The sequence below is a fragment of the Amycolatopsis thermalba genome, assembly GCF_023376025.1.
In the GTDB taxonomy this organism is placed as follows: domain Bacteria; phylum Actinomycetota; class Actinomycetes; order Mycobacteriales; family Pseudonocardiaceae; genus Amycolatopsis_E; species Amycolatopsis_E thermalba.
On sequence record NZ_CP091196.1, the window covers coordinates 2348469 to 2365210 of the forward strand.

At 72.6% G+C, this 16742-nt stretch carries 15 protein-coding genes and 1 riboswitch; of the genes, 11 read left to right on the top strand and 4 right to left on the bottom strand.

What is annotated here, in order from left to right:
- Positions 1 to 439: 439 nt before the first annotated feature.
- Positions 440 to 2545 carry a RecQ family ATP-dependent DNA helicase gene (locus tag L1857_RS11565; protein WP_116114603.1) on the bottom strand — a complete coding sequence of 702 codons (2106 nt, stop codon included), beginning with the start codon at positions 2543 to 2545 and terminating at the stop codon, positions 440 to 442.
- 242 nt (positions 2546 to 2787) lie between these two features.
- On the opposite strand from L1857_RS11565, the gene nadD reads away from it, so the two are divergent.
- The 7 genes from nadD to L1857_RS11600 all read left to right on the top strand — a co-directional run bounded on the left by nadD (position 2788) and on the right by L1857_RS11600 (position 9364).
- The gene (gene nadD, locus L1857_RS11570) at positions 2788 to 3381 is read left to right on the top strand and encodes a nicotinate-nucleotide adenylyltransferase (RefSeq protein WP_094007722.1); all 594 of its coding nucleotides are present in this window, start codon (positions 2788 to 2790) and stop codon (positions 3379 to 3381) included.
- Positions 3382 to 3454: 73 nt separating this feature from the next.
- A complete protein-coding gene (gene rsfS, locus L1857_RS11575; RefSeq protein ID WP_116114601.1) occupies positions 3455 to 3844 on the top strand; it encodes a ribosome silencing factor in 390 nt (129 codons plus the stop codon).
- Complete coding sequence (locus tag L1857_RS11580) at positions 3841 to 4452, top strand: histidine phosphatase family protein (RefSeq protein ID WP_094007720.1); 612 nt, start codon at positions 3841 to 3843, stop codon at positions 4450 to 4452. Before rsfS ends, L1857_RS11580 begins: the two co-directional genes overlap by 4 nt.
- A gap of 1 nt (position 4453) precedes the next feature.
- Positions 4454 to 5188, top strand: a complete 735-nt coding sequence (octT, locus tag L1857_RS11585; RefSeq protein ID WP_116114599.1) for a diglucosylglycerate octanoyltransferase — start codon at positions 4454 to 4456, stop codon at positions 5186 to 5188.
- Between the two features lie 9 nt (positions 5189 to 5197).
- Positions 5198 to 6061 carry a DegV family protein gene (locus tag L1857_RS11590; protein ID WP_116114597.1) on the top strand — a complete coding sequence of 288 codons (864 nt, stop codon included), beginning with the start codon at positions 5198 to 5200 and terminating at the stop codon, positions 6059 to 6061.
- Positions 6062 to 6260: 199 nt separating this feature from the next.
- Positions 6261 to 7016, top strand: a complete 756-nt coding sequence (locus L1857_RS11595; protein WP_094007717.1) for a ComEA family DNA-binding protein — start codon at positions 6261 to 6263, stop codon at positions 7014 to 7016.
- 77 nt (positions 7017 to 7093) lie between these two features.
- Positions 7094 to 9364, top strand: a complete 2271-nt coding sequence (locus L1857_RS11600) for a ComEC/Rec2 family competence protein (RefSeq protein ID WP_233157443.1) — start codon at positions 7094 to 7096, stop codon at positions 9362 to 9364.
- Positions 9365 to 9377: 13 nt separating this feature from the next.
- Here the strand turns inward: L1857_RS11600 and thrC are convergent, their stop codons facing one another.
- On the bottom strand, positions 9378 to 10643 hold the full coding sequence (thrC, locus tag L1857_RS11605) for a threonine synthase (RefSeq protein WP_116114593.1): 1266 nt from the start codon (positions 10641 to 10643) through the stop codon (positions 9378 to 9380).
- A gap of 13 nt (positions 10644 to 10656) precedes the next feature.
- A riboswitch (SAM riboswitch) is annotated at positions 10657 to 10789 on the bottom strand.
- 136 nt (positions 10790 to 10925) lie between these two features.
- Here thrC and holA point away from each other — a divergent pair.
- Positions 10926 to 11906, top strand: a complete 981-nt coding sequence (holA, locus tag L1857_RS11610) for a DNA polymerase III subunit delta (protein ID WP_249465056.1) — start codon at positions 10926 to 10928, stop codon at positions 11904 to 11906.
- A 259-nt stretch (positions 11907 to 12165) separates the two neighbouring features.
- Here the strand turns inward: holA and rpsT are convergent, their stop codons facing one another.
- Positions 12166 to 12432, bottom strand: coding sequence for a 30S ribosomal protein S20 (gene rpsT, locus L1857_RS11615; protein ID WP_116114589.1), 267 nt, complete (start codon positions 12430 to 12432; stop codon positions 12166 to 12168).
- 150 nt (positions 12433 to 12582) lie between these two features.
- Between rpsT and L1857_RS11620 the strand changes: the two genes are divergently transcribed.
- Both L1857_RS11620 and L1857_RS11625 read left to right on the top strand, forming a co-directional pair.
- The gene (locus L1857_RS11620) at positions 12583 to 13446 is read left to right on the top strand and encodes an EamA family transporter (protein WP_249465061.1); all 864 of its coding nucleotides are present in this window, start codon (positions 12583 to 12585) and stop codon (positions 13444 to 13446) included.
- A 22-nt stretch (positions 13447 to 13468) separates the two neighbouring features.
- Positions 13469 to 13849 (top strand): VOC family protein, encoded by a 381-nt coding sequence (locus L1857_RS11625; protein ID WP_094007713.1) that lies wholly within the window; start codon positions 13469 to 13471, stop codon positions 13847 to 13849.
- Between the two features lie 315 nt (positions 13850 to 14164).
- Here the strand turns inward: L1857_RS11625 and L1857_RS11630 are convergent, their stop codons facing one another.
- A complete protein-coding gene (locus tag L1857_RS11630; RefSeq protein WP_116115379.1) occupies positions 14165 to 14764 on the bottom strand; it encodes a class I SAM-dependent methyltransferase in 600 nt (199 codons plus the stop codon).
- Between the two features lie 102 nt (positions 14765 to 14866).
- On the opposite strand from L1857_RS11630, the gene lepA reads away from it, so the two are divergent.
- On the top strand, positions 14867 to 16717 hold the full coding sequence (gene lepA, locus L1857_RS11635) for a translation elongation factor 4 (protein WP_094007711.1): 1851 nt from the start codon (positions 14867 to 14869) through the stop codon (positions 16715 to 16717).
- The last annotated feature ends 25 nt before the right edge of the window (positions 16718 to 16742 follow it).

The following is a 16742-nucleotide window of genomic DNA, read 5'->3' on the forward strand; positions in this document are numbered from 1 at the left end:
TGGCGCGGGTGGCGTTCGCGCGGTGCCTGGCTGGCGCGGGTGGCGTTCGCGCGGTGTCCGGCTGGCGCGGGTGGCGTTCGCGCGGTGCCTGGCTGGCGCGGGTGGCGTTCGCGCGGTGCCTGGCTGGCGCGGGTGGCGTTCGCGCGGTGTCCGGCTGGCGCGGGTGACCACGACACAGTGCCTGGCTGGCGCGGGTGGCTTCACGCGGTGTCCGGCTGGCGCGGCTGGCCTTCGCGCAGTGGCCGGCTGGGCGCAGGCCGCCGTCGCACCGGGCCTCACCGGAGTCCGGCTCCATCCCGGCAGGTTCGCCCTCCGAACGTCCTCCGGTCGCCTGCCTACGTCATGGCTGGAGGCCACCACGGCTCGCCCCGCCGCGGGAGCCGTGCCGTGCCTGCGTAAACCGCCGATTACCGGTCTGCTTTCAAACCAATTCCTCCCCTCAGTTCGTGCTCGCCAGTGCGAACGGCAGCACGGCCGGCGCCCCGCCCTGGCGCAGGAGCCGTGCGGCCAGCGTCATCGTCCAGCCGGTGTCCACGAGATCGTCCACAAGCAACACCGGTCCATCCACACCGGACAACTCCGCGGCCACATCGCCCGGCACCGCAAGCGATTGCCACAGATCCGCCACCCGCTGCGCGCTGTTCGCCCGGCGAGGGCGGCCGCCGCGGCTTTCCAGCGTGCCGAGAAAGCGCAACCGTCCGATGTGCGCCAGCCGGGTCGCGAGGTCGTGCACCAGTCGCGGCCGGGTCGCGGACGGCAGCGCCACCACGGCCACCGGCCGCTGCTCCCACCGCCAGACCGCCAGAACCTGAACGCACGCCTGGAAAACCGCCTCCGGCACCTCACCATCCGTTGCCCGCTCGCCGACCAGCTCCCGCAACGGCCCGCCCCACCCGACGTCCGTCAGCCGCCCGAGCGTCCGTCCCGGCTCGGCCAGCTCGCCCTTCCCGATCCGCCCGGACAGCGGCACGTCGAGCGACCCCATACCGGTCGGCCACTGGCGGCGCGGGCCCACCTCGACCCCCGGCCGCCGGAGCCGCTCGTCGGTCTTCTCGACCGCCTCCGCCGACACCGTCACGTCCCGGTGCTCGCCGGTGCAGTTGTCGCACCGCCCGCACGGCTCGGCGAACGGGTCGTCCAGCTGGCGGCGCAGGAACTCCATCCGGCACGAGGTGGTGGCCTGGTACTCCAGCATCGCCTGTTGCTCCGCCCGCCGCGCCTGGGCGACGCGCTCGTACCGTTCGCGCTCGTAGTGCCAGTCCTGCCCGGTCGCCTCCCAGCCGCCCTTCACCCGCCGCACCGCGCCGTCCACGTCGAGCACCTTCAGCACCATCTCCAGCCGTGACCGGGACAGTTCGACCATCGGCTCGAGCGCTGCCGTCGACAATGGCCGGTCGGCGTAGGCGAGCGCGTTGAGCACCTGGTTGACGCGCTGCTCGTCCGGGAAGGCGAGGGACGAGAAGTACCGCCAGATCTCGGCGTCCTCCTGACCCGGCAGCAGGATCACCTCGGCCCGGCGCACGCCACGACCGGCGCGCCCGACCTGCTGGTAGTAGGCGATCGGCGAGGACGGCGCCCCGACGTGAACGACGAACCCGAGGTCGGGCTTGTCGAACCCCATGCCCAGCGCCGAAGTCGCCACCAGCGCCTTCACCCGGTTGGCGAGCAGATCGTCCTCCGCCGCTTCCCGCTCGGCCGGCTCGGTCTTGCCCGTGTACGCGGCGACCGGGAACCCGCGCTCGCGCAGCATCTCCGCGATGTCGTGCGCCGCCGCGACGGTGAGCGTGTAGATGATGCCGGACCCCGGCAGCTCGCCGAGCCGGTCCGCGAGCCAGGCGAGCCTCGCCTGCGGGGTGGGCAGCTTCGCGACCGACAGGTGCAGGCTCTCCCGGTCGAGCGGGCCACGCAGCACCAGCGCGTCGCCGCCCTGGCCGAGCCCGAGCTGTTCGGCGACGTCGGTGACCACCCGGTCGTTGGCGGTCGCGGTGGTCGCCAGCACGGGCACCCCCTCGGGCAGTCCCGCCAGCAGGGTGCGCAGGCGCCGGTAGTCGGGCCGGAAGTCGTGGCCCCAGTCGGAGATGCAGTGCGCCTCGTCGACGACCAGCAGCCCCGCTGTGGTGGTCAGCTTGGGCAGCACCGTGTCGCGGAAGTCCGGGTTGTTCAGCCGCTCCGGGCTCACCAGCAGCACGTCGATCTCGCCGGCCGCGATGCGCGCCTGCACGTCGTCCCACTCCTGCTGGTTGGCCGAGTTCATCGTCGCCGCGTGGATGCCGGCCCGCCCGGCCGCGGTGATCTGGTTGCGCATCAACGCCAGCAGCGGGGAGATGATCACCGTCGGACCCGCCCCGCGCTCGCGCAGTAGGGCGGTGGCCAGGAAGTACACGGCCGACTTGCCCCAGCCGGTGCGCTGCACGACGAGAGCGCGTCTGCGGTGGGCGACCAGCGCTTCGATGGCTGTCCACTGGTCGTCGCGCAGGGTCGCGCCGTCCCCGGCCAATGCCCGGAGCAGCGTTTCGGCTCGTTCGCGCAGGAGGTGAAGGTCCACGGGTCAACGTCTACCTCAACACTCCGACGAAACCGAGCCGAGTACCGCACGAGTGGACCAGTCGTCGAGTAATGTGACGTAAGACACACCAAATGGCCGCATCAGGACACCCGAACAGCGGAGTCTCCTCGCTGTCGGGGCCTCCGGTGGTTCCCCTCGAACCCCCGGCGGAGCGAAGTGCGCGGGTGCTGTTACCGGGGAGCGGGGCAGTACCCGCGCACTCGCGCTTCTACGATCCGTTCATGTCACCACGCCGAATCGGGGTCATGGGCGGCACGTTCGACCCCGTCCACCACGGCCACCTCGTCGCGGCCAGTGAGGTGCAGTCCCGGTTCGACCTCGACGAAGTGATCTTCGTGCCGACCGGCCAGCCGTGGCAGAAGTCCGGCAGGCGGGTCACCCGGGCCGAGGACCGCTATCTCATGACGGTCATCGCCACCGCCTCCAACCCGGTCTTCTCGGTGAGCCGGGTGGACATCGACCGGGGCGGCGAGACCTACACCGTCGACACCCTGCGCGACCTGAAGAGCGAGTACCCCGAGGACGAGCTCTTCTTCATCACCGGCGCCGACGCGCTCGAACAGATCCTGACCTGGCACAACGCCGACGAGCTGTTCACCCTCGCGCACTTCATCGGCGTCACCAGGCCCGGGTACAAGCTCAACGACCACCACCTGCCCAGCGGCAAGGTGAGCCTGGTCGAGGTGACCGCGATGGCGATCTCGTCGACCGGCTGCCGCGACCGCGTCGAGCACGGCGAGCCGATCTGGTACCTGGTGCCCGACGGTGTCGTCCGGTACATCGACAAGCGGGGGCTGTACCGCAAGCCCGCCTGACACGCCGCCGGGGCCGCCGACGACGGCAGGTACCCTCGGTGGACCGACGGTCTCAGGATGAGGGAGCACAGGAGTGGCAGCGACGTCCCAGGCACGAGACATCGCGACCGTGGCGGCACACGCCGCCGCGGACAAGAAGGCCACCGACGTGGTGGTGCTGGACGTCTCCGAGCAGCTCGTCATCACCGACGTGTTCGTCATCGCCTCGGCGCCCAACGAGCGCCAGGTGGGGGCCATCGTGGACAACGTCGAGGAGAAGCTGCGGGCGGCCGGGCACAAGCCGGTCCGCCGCGAGGGCGCGCGCGAGGGCCGCTGGGTCCTGCTCGACTTCGTCGACGTCGTGGTCCACGTGCAGCACGACGAGGAGCGCTCGTTCTACGGCATCGAGCGGCTCTGGAAGGACTGCCCGCGCATCGAGGTCGCCGGGCTCGCCGAGGCCGTCGACGCCGGGGACGCCTCGTGAGCTTCCGCCGCCTCGTGCTGTGGCGGCACGGGGAGACCGACTACAACGCCGCCGGGCGCATGCAGGGCCACCTGGACTCGGCGCTGACCGAGGTGGGCTGGAACCAGGCCCGCTTCGCCGCGCCCGCGCTCGCCCGGTTCGAGCCCGACCTGGTCATCTCCTCGGACCTGCACCGGGCCATGGACACCGCGACCGTGCTCACCGAGGCGATCGGGGTGCCGCTGCGCATCGACAAGCGCCTGCGGGAGACCCACCTGGGTGACTGGCAGGGCCTGACCGGCGCCGAGGTCGACGCGGGCTGGCCCGGCGACCGCGCCATCTGGCGCGTGGACGCGACCTGGGCGCCGCCGGGCGGGGAATCCCGCGTCGAGGTCGCCGAGCGCGCCTCCGAGGTCGTCAGCGACCTGCTGGCCGGTGACGACCCGGGTGAGACCGTGCTGCTGGCCGCGCACGGCGGGCTGATCACCGCCCTGACCGGCAAGCTGCTGAACCTGCCGGTGGAGGCGTGGCCGCAGCTCGGCGGGATCGGCAACTGCCACTGGGTCGAGCTGGGCCTGCGCGACGACCGCTGGCGCCTGCACGCCTACAACGCCGGAATGCTCGGCTGAGATGCCGAGGCTGCTGGTCTTCGGCGACTCGCTGAGTTTCCAGGGCCCGGAGAGCCCGTGCGCGGCCGACGAGCCCCGGCTGTGGCCGAACATCGCCGCCGCGGCGCTGGGCGGCAGTGTGGACCTGGTGGCCTCCGCGGGCTGGACCGCGCGCGACGCGTGGTGGGCGATGATCGGCGACCCCCGCGTGTGGGCCGATCTGAAGCACGCCGACGCCGTGGTGCTGGCCGTCGGGAGCATGGACACGCTGCCCTCGCCGCTGCCGACCTACCTGCGCGGCGGCCTGCGGTACCTGCGGCCGGCCGGTTTCCGCCGCACCGTCCGGAAGGCGTACCTGGCGGCTCAGCCTCGGCTGGCGGTCGCGCTGCGCGGCCGCCCGCGGGTCCTGCCGGCGAAGCTCACCGTGCACTACCTCGACCGCGCTGTCTACGCGCTGCGCATCCTGCGGCCGGAGATGCCGATCGTGGCCGTCCTGCCCAGCGTCCACCGGGCCTCGTCCTACGGCAACGTGCACACCGGGCGGGAAGAGACGGCCGCCGCCATCGCCGCCTGGTCGCGGCGGGCGGGCGTGCCGCTGCTGAACCTGGCCGAGGTGGTGGGGGAGCACGTCCTGAGCGGCCGCGGCAACCCGGACGGCATGCACTGGGGCTGGGAGGGGCACGCGCTCGTGGGCAAGGCGATGGCCGCGTTGATCGGTCCGCTCCTGGACCCCGGCGAACCGCCGGCCGGCACGTAGGCTGGCGTCGTGCCGGTCGCCGTCATCACGGATTCCACCGCCCATCTGCCCGAGGGCTTCGCCGAGCGGTATGCCCTGCGCGTCGTCCCGCTGCACGTTCTCATCGACGGGGTCGCCGCACTGGACGGAGTCGAGGTGGGGGCGGCGGCGCTCGCCGAGGCGCTGGGTCAGCGCCGGATCGTGACGACGTCCCGGCCGACGCCCGGCGAGTTCGCGACGGCCTTCCAGGAGGCGCTGGAGGCGGGCGCGGACTCGGTCGTGTCGATCCACCTGTCCAGCGAGATCTCCGGGACCTGGGAGTCCGCGGTGCTGGCGGCGCAGGAGGTGGGACCGGATCGCGTGCGAGTCGTCGATTCGCGCGGGACGGCCATGGGGCTCGGGTTCGCGGCGTTGCACGCGGCGCGCGCGGCGTCGGCCGGCGCTGCGGCGGAGGAGGTCGAAGCGGCCGCGACGGCGGCGGTGCGCTGCTCTGCGACGCTGTTCGTGGTCGAGACGCTGGAGTACCTGCGGCGGGGCGGGCGGATCGGCGCGGCGGCGGCGCTGCTGGGCACCGCGCTGGCCATGAAACCGGTGCTGCACCTGGACGACGGCCGGATCAAACCGCTGGAGAAGGTGCGCACGATGAACCGCGCCATCGCGCGCCTGGTCGAACTCGCCGAGGAGGCCGCCCGCGGGGAACCGGTGGAGGTCGCCGTGCACCACCTCGCGTCCCCGGAGCGGGCGGTGGAACTGGCGAACCGCATCGAGGAGCGGGTGAGCGTCACCGACGGCTGCGTGGTGTCGGAACTGGGCGCGGTGATCGGCGCGCACACCGGGCCCGGTGTGGTCGGCGTTGTGGTGCAACGGAATCCGGGCGGGTCCGGCAGCCGCTGAATCTTCCCGGACTCGCCGAAACCTTGTCGCGCAAGCACTTGAGTGACGCACGCCCAAAAAGCTCCACCATGCCACACGTCACCGACAGAAAGCCGTACCGCCGCGGCGGAACGCGCCACTTGTCCACAGACCCCCACTTGTCCACAGCCTCCCCAATTCCCGCTTCTCCCTCCTCCCCGCGCCCCCTAGCGTCGAATGCGTGTTCGAACGATCAGCCCCGGAATCGCCGGGCATCCCCGTCAACCGCAGGCTCGAGCAGCTCGCCGGTCAGGCCCTCGCCGCCGACCAGGACATCGGGCCACCGGGCGCCGTCGGACGGCTGGTCGAGCGCTGGGTGCCGGCCGCGCTCACCGGCAGTCCGCAGCGGCGGCGCCTGACCACGGTCCTCCTGTCCCTGGTCGCGGTCCTGGTGCTCGTCGGCACCTCGATCGCGCTCCTCGGCGGCAGTCCGCCCGTCGAACACGCGCCGGTTCTGCCCGCGGCCCCGGACCGGCCCGCGCCGGTCTCCGCGTCCGCCAGCCGGGTCGCCGACAGCTCCCTGGTGATCAGCGTCGTCGGCAAGGTCCGCAACCCGGGGCTCGTCACCGTTCCCGGCGGTGCGCGCGTGGCGGACGCCCTGCGCGCGGCCGGCGGCGCGATCGAGGGCACCGACGTCACGGCGCTGAACCTCGCGCGGAAGCTGAGCGACGGTGAGCAGATCTACGTCGGCGTCCCGCCACCGCCCGGCGCGTCGCCACCGGCCGCGGCCGGCAGCGCCCCGGCGCTCGTCGACCTGAACACGGCCACGGCGGAACAACTCGACGCGCTCCCGGGGATCGGCGAGGTGACCGCCCAGCGCATCATCGACTGGCGCACCCAGCACGGCACGTTCCGATCCGTCGACGAGCTGCGCGAGGTCGAGGGCATCGGCGAGGCGCGGCTGTCCCGGCTGCGGGACCAGGTGACGGTGTCGTGATCACGGAACCCGTTGTCCGGCACGACTTCCGTCTGGTGCCGGCCGCGCTGACGCTGTGGCTCGGGGCGCTGCTCGGAATGCTGGGGGCGTGGTGGCTGGCCCTGGCGTGCGGCGTCGCGGCAGTGCTGGTGTCCGTGGTGCTGCTGATCAGGCTGCGTCCGGGCCGGTCACGCTGGTGGACGGGCGCGGCTGCGCTGCTCGTGGCCGGTCTCCTGCTGGCCGGGCCGCTCGGGCTCCGCCTGAGCCGGGCGGAGCACGATCCGCTCCGCGGCCTCGCGCAGCGCGGAACCGAGGTGACCCTGCACGTGCTGGTGACGGAACGCCCGAAACCGGTGCGTTCGGCCGGGTACGCCGATCAGCAGGCTGGGCCGAGGTCGGTGGTGATCGCGGCTGAGGTCCTGCACGCGGAACACGGCGCGCAGCCGGTGGTCTCGTCCGGGCGGGTCGCGCTCCTCGCGCCGTTCGCGCCGTGGAGCGAGGTCATCCCGGGTCAGGAGATCACCGCGAGCGGTGAGCTGGCCCCGCCCCGGGACGCCGACCTGACCGTCGCCGCGATCTACGTGCGCGGTCCGCCCGCGGCGGCCACGGAGGCTCCGTGGTGGCAGCGCGCCGCCGAGTCGCTGCGCGAGGCGCTCCGGCAAGCGTGTGCGGTCCTGCCCGAGGAGCAGGCCGGTCTGGTGCCGGGCCTCGTGGTGGGCGACACGAGCGGGCTGTCCGAACGGCTCGACCGCGAGTTCACCGACGCCGGGCTGACGCACCTCATGGCCGTCAGCGGGTCCAACGTCGCGATCGTGTGCGGTGCCGTCCTCCTGCTGTTGCGGCTGCTGCGGGCGGGGCCACGGCTGTCGGCGGCACTGTCCGGGCTGGCGCTGGCCGGGTTCGTGGTCCTGGCGGGCGCGGAGCCGAGCGTTCTGCGGGCCGGGGTCATGGGCGGGATCGCCCTCCTGGCGCTGGCGTTGGGGCGGGAGCGATCGGTCGTGCCCGCGCTGGCCGCGGCGACGTGCGTCCTCGTGGCGTGGGATCCCGCGATGGCCGTGAGCTTCGGCTTCGCGCTCTCGGTGATCGCGACGGCCGGGCTGGTGCTCCTGGCGCCGCGGTGGGCGGAAGCCCTCCAGCGTCGCCGGGTGCCGCCGGGTTTCGCGGAGGGGCTGGCGGTGCCGGCGGCGGCGTTCGTGGTGACCGCGCCCGTCGTGGCCGGGATGGCCGGGCAGCTGAGCCTGGTCAGCGTGGCGGCGAACGTGCTGGCCGCGCCGGTGGTCGCTCCGGCGACGGTGTTCGGGGTGCTCGCGACGGTCGTCGCCACCGCGTGGCCCGCCGGTGGCGAGATGGTCGTCCGGCTGGCCGGGCCGGAGGCGGGCTGGCTGATCGTCGTCGCGCGGCGGGCGTCGGAAGTGCCCGGGGCGGTGCTGGCGTGGCCCAGCGGCTGGTGGGGCGGGTTCCTCGCGCTGGTGGTCGCCGTCGCCGTGGTGCTGGCGCTGCGCCGGCGGCGGCTGCGGGTGTTGCTGGCGCTGGTGCTGGCCGGGGTGCTGCTGGTCGTCCTGCCGGGCAGGGTGATCGCGCCCGGCTGGCCGCCGCCGGGCTGGGCGGTCGTCGCCTGCGATGTCGGTCAGGGCGACAGCCTCGTGCTGGCCACCGGTGAGCCCGGTCGGGCGGTCGTGGTGGACGCCGGGCCAGAGCCGGGGCCGGCCGACCGGTGCCTGGACCGGCTGGGCGTCGAGCGGGTGCCCTTGGTGGTGCTGAGCCACCTGCACGCCGACCACATCGGCGGGCTCGACTCGGTGTTCGAGGGGCGGTCGGTGGGGGCCATCGCGGTGGGACCGGGGCGGCAGCCGGACTGGGCGTGGCGTCAGGCCGGCCGGATCGCCGCCAGGCACGGGGTTCCGCTGCTCGAACTGGACCTCGGTCGACGGCTCGAGTGGCCTGCGCTGGACCTGGAGGTGCTCGGTCCCCGGTACGTGCCGGAAGGAGAGGACGACGACGGAACACAGATCAACAACGGCTCGGTCGTGCTACGGGCTCACACGGCGGCGGGCGGCGTGCTGCTGACCGGTGATGTGGAACTGGCCGCGCAGGCCGACCTGGTGGCTGCCGGAACGGATCTGCACGCGGAGATCCTGAAGGTGCCCCACCACGGCAGCAGGTTCTCGCTGCCCCAGTTCCTGGCCGCGGTGTCCGCGCGGCTGGCGCTGGTGAGCGTCGGTTTGGGCAACCGCTACGGCCACCCGAACCGCACGACACTCGACACCCTGACCGCGGACGGCGCGCTCGTCGCCCGCACGGACACCGACGGCGACACCGCGGTGATCCCCGATCAGACCGGTCCGGCGCTGGTGCGCCGGGGGAAGTGAGGTGGAACCTTGATTACAGACCCAGCGCCTCGTGCACGGCCGCCGCCGACGGCGGCACGGTCGCCTTGGGGCCGACCTCGTTCTCGATCGCGTCCAGGGTCTTCAGGCCGTCACCGGTGATGAGAAGGACGGTCTCGGCGTCCGGGTCGATCTTGCCGGCCTCGATGAGCTTCTTCGCCGTCGCGACGGTGACACCACCGGCGGTCTCGGTGAAGATGCCCTCGGTGCGGGCCAGCAGGCGGATGCCCTCGACGACCTCTGCGTCGGTCACGTCCTCGATCGCGCCGCCGGTGCGGCGGACCGTGTCGAGCACGTAGGGGCCGTCGGCCGGGTTGCCGATCGCCAGCGAGCGGGCGATCGTGTCCGGCTTGACCGGCTGGACGACGTCGTGGCCGTTGCGGAAGGCCGCGGAGACCGGCGAGCAGCCGGCCGCCTGGGCACCGAAGACCTTGTACGGGGTGTCGTCGACCAGGCCGAGCTTGGCGAACTCGCGGAAGCCCTTGTCCACCTTGGTCAGCTGCGAGCCCGAGGCGATCGGCACGACGATCTGCTCGGGGATCCGCCAGCCGAGCTGCTCGGCGACCTCGTAGGCGAGCGTCTTCGAGCCCTCCGAGTAGTAGGGGCGCACGTTGACGTTCACGAACGCCCAGTTCTCGTGCTCGGCGGCCAGCTCGGTGGCCAGGCGGTTGACGTCGTCGTAGTTGCCGTCGACGGCGATGAGGTTGCCGTCGTAGACCGCGGTGGTCAGCACCTTGGCGCGCTCGAGCGAGGACGGGATCAGCACCACGGACTGCCAGCCGGCGCGGGCGGCTGCCGCGGCGACGGCGTTGGCCAGGTTGCCGGTGGACGGGCAGGCCAGGGTGTCGAATCCGAACTCGCGAGCCGCGGCCAGGGCGACGGCGACGACGCGGTCCTTGAACGAGTGGGTGGGGTTGCCGGTGTCGTCCTTGACCCACAGGCTCTTCACGCCGAGAGCCTTGGCGAGCCGGTCGGCCTTCACCAGCCTGGTACACCCGGGCTCGGTGTTCGGGATCTCCTCGACGTTCGAGGGCACCGGGAGGAGCTTCTTGTAGCGCCAGATGTTGCGCGGGCCGGCCTGGATGTCCTCGCGGCGCACACGGCCGAAGTCGTAGGCGACCTCGAGCGGGGAGAAGTCCTCGGCGGAGACGAACTCCGGGGCGAGCGGCTGGCGGTGACCCTCTTCCTTGGAGACCAGTTCCACGGCCGGACCGAGGTCGACGGTGCCGCGGGTGGTGGTCGAATCGAGGGCTGCAGTCATCGCGAGGTTCCTTTCCTCATCTGTCCCGCTGACGCGGGCCGGAATTGGCACCGTGATCGTCAGCTACCTCGCGGAATCGAGATGACAGGCTGACGCCGGTTGCCGGGGCTTCGTCGGGCCGTTCCCTCTGCCCCTCTGGATGAGCGGTATTCGATTGTGGTGGCTCACGCGCTCGCGCGATGCCTGGTTGACAACATACGGCACATCGCTCGGACCACGCCATGCCCCTGCGGGTTTCATCACGCTCGGGAGCTGTCGGTGGTCCGTGGGAGGATCTGAACCGTGACCGCGCCGGCAACCACCTCCGCCCCCCTGCAGCTCGTGCTCGGCGAAGAGGAGCTGCTCGTCGAGCGCGCCGTCCGGGGCGCTCTCGGTCAGGCCCGCCGGGAGGACCCAACGGCCGAGATGACCAAGGTCCGCGTGCCCGATCTCACACCGCCCGCCCTCGCCGAGCTGGTCAGCCCGTCGCTGTTCAGCGAGGGGCGGGTCATCGTGCTGGAGGGCGCGCAGGACATCGGCCAGGAGCTGGCCGATGCGGTGCTGGCCTACGCGAAGATGCCGGCCGACGGGGTCGTCCTCGTCGTCGTGCACACCGGGGGCGGACGCAGCAAGGCGGCCAAGTCCCTGCCCGCGGCGCTGCGCAAGGCCGGTGCGCAGGTCACCGAGTGCCCGAAGATCACCCGGCCGGCGGATCGCGAGTCGTTCGTCCGCAACGAGGTCCGGCAGGCCGGTGGGAAGATCGACCCGGCGGGTGTCGCGGCGCTGATCGACGCCGTCGGATCCGACCTGCGGGAGCTGGCCGCGGCCGCGTCGCAGCTGGTGGCGGACTCCGGCGGGCGGGTCGACGAGGAGGCCGTGCGCCGCTACCACCGCGGCCGAGCGGACGTAACCGGCTTCGCCGTGGCGGAGAAGGCCGTCGCGGGGGAGCGCGGCGCGGCGCTGGAGGCGATGCGGTGGGCGCTGCAGATCGGCGTGGCGCACGTCCTGATCGCCGACGCCCTCGCCGACGCGGTGCGCACCATCGCGCGGGTGTCGGCGGCGGGGCGCGGCAACCCGAACCAGATGGCCGGTGAGCTGGGCATGCCGCCGTGGAAGATCCGCAAGGCGCAGGGACAGTCCCGCGGGTGGACACAGGCCGGCCTCGCCGAGGCGATGGCGGTGGTGGCGAGGGTGAACGCCGAGGTCAAGGGCCAGGCCGCGGACCCGGCCTACGCGCTGGAGCGGGCAGTCCTGGAACTCGCCGCCGCCCGCGACAAGCGCTGAGCCCGGCTGGCGGACCCGGAACAGCGCCGGGGCGGGCGCTGTGGGGTTGGGGGTTGCTGGTGAGCGCCTGGGCCGGGAGTCACCGCTGCTGGTGCAGTCATGAACCGACGCCGGCTGCGCAGCCGGAGGGCGGCTGCCGTGACCGGGGTGCCGTGGGCGGTCCCGCGTCGATCGCATCGGGGGAAGTGGCAGCCTTGTCAGCCCGCGGGAACGGCGAAGGGGCGGGCACCCTGCCGGATGCCCGCCCCTTCGCTGGAGATCAAGCTCCGAGCTGGTTGACGCGCTTGGCCATCGCCGACTTCTTGTTGGCGGCCTGGTTCGCGTGGATGACGCCCTTGCTGGCGGCCTTGTCCAGGGCGCGAGCGGCAACCTGCTGCAGCTCGACGGCCTTGGCCTTGTCGCCCGACTCGGCGGCCTCGCGGAACTTGCGGATCGCGGTCTTCACCGAGGACTTGACCGACTGGTTGCGCTGGCGCGCCTTCTCGTTGGTCTTGATGCGCTTGATCTGGGACTTGATGTTGGCCATGAAGGCGCTCCTTCGATCTGTCGGTGGGTTCGCTGCCGCGCTGTACCGGCCCCGGCGTGCGGGTTTCCTCCCTGGCGGAATGCCACACGGCAACGACCGTCAAGGTTAGCAGGGCGCTACGGTGTCACTCGCACTGGCTGGGAGGGGCAGGTGAACGGCACGGCGCTCGGGCTCGTACTCCTGGCTGCCGTCGTGCACGCCGGGTGGAACCTCGCGGCCAAACGGGTCGCCGCCGGGGCCCGGTTCGTCTTCCTCTACTACACCGTCTCGGCGGTGGTCTGCGCCCCGGTCGCGGTCGTCGCACTCGTGGCCGAGGGGCAGCATCCACAGTGGACCTGGCTGGTGGCGGCGCTGCTCACCGCGGTCTTCCACATCGCCTACAGCATCGTGCTGCAGCGGGGGTACCGCGTCGGCGACCTGTCCGTCGTCTACCCGCTGGCGCGGGGGAGCGGACCGCTGCTGTCGGTGCTCGCGGCCGTCGTCCTGCTCGGCGAGCGGCCGGGGTGGCTCGGGCTCGCCGGGGCGTTCCTCGTCGTCGCCGGGGTGCTGGTGATCGGGCTCGGCTCGCGCTCGGCCGCGGACGCCCGCGCCCGCCGGGCCGGGGTCTGGTACGGGCTGCTCACCGGCGTCGCCATCGCCGCCTACACGCTCTGGGACGACCACGCCGTCAACGCCCTCGCCGTCCCGCCCCTGACCTACTTCGCCGCCGGCTCGGTGCTGCAGAGCCTGCTGCTCGCGCCCGCGGCCATGCGGGCAGGCGGCCGGATCGGCGCGCTGTGGCGGTCGCACTGGCGGGAGGCGGTGATCGTCGGGGTGCTGTCGCCCGTCGCGTACCTGCTCGTGCTCTACGCGATGCGCATGGCGCCGATCAGCCTGGTCGCGCCCGCTCGGGAGGTGAGCATCGTGCTGGGCGGGCTCGCCGCCTGGCTCGTGCTGGACGAGCCGCACCCGGTCCGCCGCCTGGCCGGCTCGGTCGTGGTCCTGGCCGGGATCGCCGCGATTGCGGCCTCCTGACCGGGTGGGGTAGGGAAGAGGTATGGACGTGCTGAGCAGCCGGGTGCTGATCCACCCCCGCGACCCCGAGAAGACCACGGCGTTCTACCGGGACGTGCTCGGCCTGGCGATCTACCGCACGTTCCCCGGCGGCACCGTGTTCTTCACCGGCCAGGGCTACCTGGAGGTCGTCGGCCGCGGCGAGAAGGGCACCAGCCCGGACGTCGAGCTGTGGTTCCAGGTCCGCGACCTCGAGGCCACGCTCGACGAGCTGGCCCAGCGCGGGGTTCAGCCGGACCGCGAGGCGCGCCGGGAGCCGTGGGGCCTGGACGAGGCGCGCATCTCCGACCCGGACGGCACGTCGATCGTGCTGGTGGAGATCCCGCCGGACCATCCACTGCGGACGGACGTCAGGCCGCAGTGACACCCGCGCAGGGGGCGGACGGCGGTTTGATCGGCCGGGTTCGCGTCGCCGCCGATCCGGGGCGAGCGGCCGTGCGGGGCTGAATCCGCCGCGGTGCGGGGGCGTGTGGCTGGGTGGTGCTGTGGGGGTTCGTGCTGCCGCGGGTTGGAGGGCGGTAGCGGCCGTGCGGGGCTGAATCCGCTGCGGTGCGGGTGGGCGGGTGGCGCTGTGGGGGCTCGTGCTGCTGCCGGTCCGGGGCGGGGGTGGCTGCGCGCGAGGCGCGAATCCGTCGCGGCCCGGGGCGGGAGCGGCGGCGCCGTGTACCCGCGAAGCCGGTCAGTCCGGGCGCCGGGCGCGGAACTGGGCCGCCAGCGGGGCCGTGACGCCCGGGGGTTGCCACACCCACGTCTGCAGGTCGGTGAACCCCGCGTCCACCAGTTCCGCCGCCAGCGCGTGCCGCGGCACCGTCAGCGACTTCTCGTGCGCGGACAGGATCAGCCGGCCGCCCGGGCGCAACACCCGCAGCAACTCCCGCAACCCCGCGCGCCGGTCGTCCCACAGGTCGACGTTGTTGACGCTCATCGCGACGTCCACGGAGGCCGCGGCCAGGCCCGTCCGCTCCGCCGAACCACGTGTCAACCGGACGCGGCCGGCCGCGATCTCCGCCGCGCAGCGGGCCTGGGCCAGCGCCAGCATCTCCGGCGACGGATCGACCCCGTGCGCGACGGCGGCGATCCGGCCGGCCAGCCGCAGCCCGACGCCGGGACCGGGCCCGACCACCAGCACCGTCTCGTCCGGGGTGAGCCTCGCCACGTCGACCACGTGCGATTCCGTCGCGCCGTTGGCGTGGGCCATCACCGTTCCGCCGATGCGGCCCAGCACGCCACGGGGGTGACCGAAGGCCCGGTCGAGGATCTGCTCGAAGGTTGTGCTCATACCTCCAGGTCAGCACTCGCCACCGCTCACCGGCATCGGGGATGACCCGGAAATCGGGCATGGGAACATGGAGTCGTACCCCACGACGAGCCGAGGACCCGAGTGAGCACGTTCGCCGACCAGACCTTCACGCCGCCGGAGCAGATCCGGAACTTCTGCATCATCGCGCACATCGACCACGGCAAGTCCACCCTGGCCGACCGGATGCTGCAGCTCACCGGCGTGGTCGAGGAGCGGGCCATGCGCGCGCAGTACCTCGACCGGATGGACATCGAACGCGAGCGCGGCATCACGATCAAGGCCCAGAACGTCCGCCTGCCCTGGCAGGTCGAGGGCCGCGACCACGTCCTGCACCTCATCGACACCCCCGGCCACGTGGACTTCACCTACGAGGTCTCCCGGGCACTGGAGGCGTGCGAGGGCGCGATCCTGCTGGTCGACGCGGCCCAGGGCATCGAGGCCCAGACCCTGGCCAACCTGTACCTGGCGCTGGAGAAGGACCTGCACATCATCCCGGTCCTGAACAAGATCGACCTCCCCGCGGCCGACCCCGACAAGTACGCCGCCGAGCTGGCGCACATCATCGGCTGCGACCCGTCCGAGGTGCTGCGCGTCTCGGCGAAGACCGGCATGGGCGTGTCCGACCTGCTGGACGAGGTCGTCCGCCAGGTGCCGCCGCCGGTGGGACAGGCGGACGCCCCCGCCCGCGCGATGATCTTCGACTCGGTCTACGACACCTACCGCGGCGTCGTCACCTACATCCGCGTCGTGGACGGCAAGATCACCCCGCGCGAGCGGATCCGGATGATGTCCACCGGCGCCACCCACGAGCTGCTCGAGGTCGGCATCATCTCGCCCGAGCCGAAGCCGAGCGCGGGCCTCGGCGTCGGCGAGGTGGGCTACCTGATCACCGGCGTGAAGGACGTCCGCCAGTCCCGGGTCGGGGACACCGTCACCTCGGAGCGCAAGGGCGCCACCGAGCCGCTGGCCGGCTACCGCGACCCCAAGCCGATGGTGTTCTCCGGCCTCTACCCGGTCGACGGCTCGGACTACCCGGAGCTGCGCGAGGCACTGGAGAAGCTGCAGCTCAACGACGCGGCCCTGACGTATGAGCCGGAGACCTCGGTCGCGCTCGGCTTCGGGTTCCGGTGCGGCTTCCTCGGCCTGCTGCACCTGGAGATCACCCGCGACCGCCTGGAGCGCGAGTTCGGCCTGGACCTGATCGCCACCGCGCCCAACGTGGAGTACCGCGTGGTGCAGGACGACGGCACCGAGGTGATGGTGACCAACCCGTCCGACTGGCCCACCGGCGTGAAGATCGCCGAGGTGCACGAGCCGCTGTCGAAGGTCACCGTGATCGCCCCGTCGGAGTTCATCGGCGCGATCATGGAGCTGTGCCAGAGCAAGCGCGGCAACCTGCTCGGCATGGACTACCTGTCGGAGGACCGCGTCGAGCTGCGCTACAACCTGCCGCTCGCCGAGATCATCTTCGACTTCTTCGACTCGCTGAAGTCCCGCACCCGCGGGTACGCGTCGCTGGACTACGAGGAGGCCGGCACGCAGGTCGCCGACCTGGTGAAGGTCGACATCCTGCTGCAGGGCGAGCCGGTCGACGCGTTCTCCGCGATCGTGCACAAGGACGCCGCCTACGGCTACGGCAACAAGATGGCGGGCCGGCTGCGCGAGCTGATCCCGCGGCAGCAGTTCGAGGTGCCGATCCAGGCCGCGGTGGGGTCGCGGATCATCGCGCGCGAGACGATCCGCGCGATCCGCAAGGACGTGCTGTCCAAGTGCTACGGCGGTGACATCTCGCGGAAGCGCAAGCTGCTGGAGAAGCAGAAGGAAGGCAAGAAGCGGATGAAGAACATCGGCCGGGTCGAGGTTCCGCAGGAGGCCTTCGTCGCCGCGCTGTCCACCGACGAGCCTTCCGGCGACAAGGGCAAGAAGAAGTAGCGCCGGACGACGCCGACGGCCCGCG

Excerpts from the sequence above, each read along its gene's own strand:
- nadD (WP_094007722.1), top strand. The coding sequence starts at position 2,788 with ATGTCACCACGCCGAATCGGGGTCATGGGCGGCACGTTCGACCCCGTC.
- octT (WP_116114599.1), top strand. The coding sequence starts at position 4,454 with ATGCCGAGGCTGCTGGTCTTCGGCGACTCGCTGAGTTTCCAGGGCCCG.
- L1857_RS11600 (WP_233157443.1), top strand. The coding sequence starts at position 7,094 with ATGCTGGGGGCGTGGTGGCTGGCCCTGGCGTGCGGCGTCGCGGCAGTG.
- thrC (WP_116114593.1), bottom strand. The coding sequence starts at position 10,643 with ATGACTGCAGCCCTCGATTCGACCACCACCCGCGGCACCGTCGACCTC.
- rpsT (WP_116114589.1), bottom strand. The coding sequence starts at position 12,432 with ATGGCCAACATCAAGTCCCAGATCAAGCGCATCAAGACCAACGAGAAG.
- L1857_RS11625 (WP_094007713.1), top strand. The coding sequence starts at position 13,469 with ATGGACGTGCTGAGCAGCCGGGTGCTGATCCACCCCCGCGACCCCGAG.
- L1857_RS11630 (WP_116115379.1), bottom strand. The coding sequence starts at position 14,764 with ATGAGCACAACCTTCGAGCAGATCCTCGACCGGGCCTTCGGTCACCCC.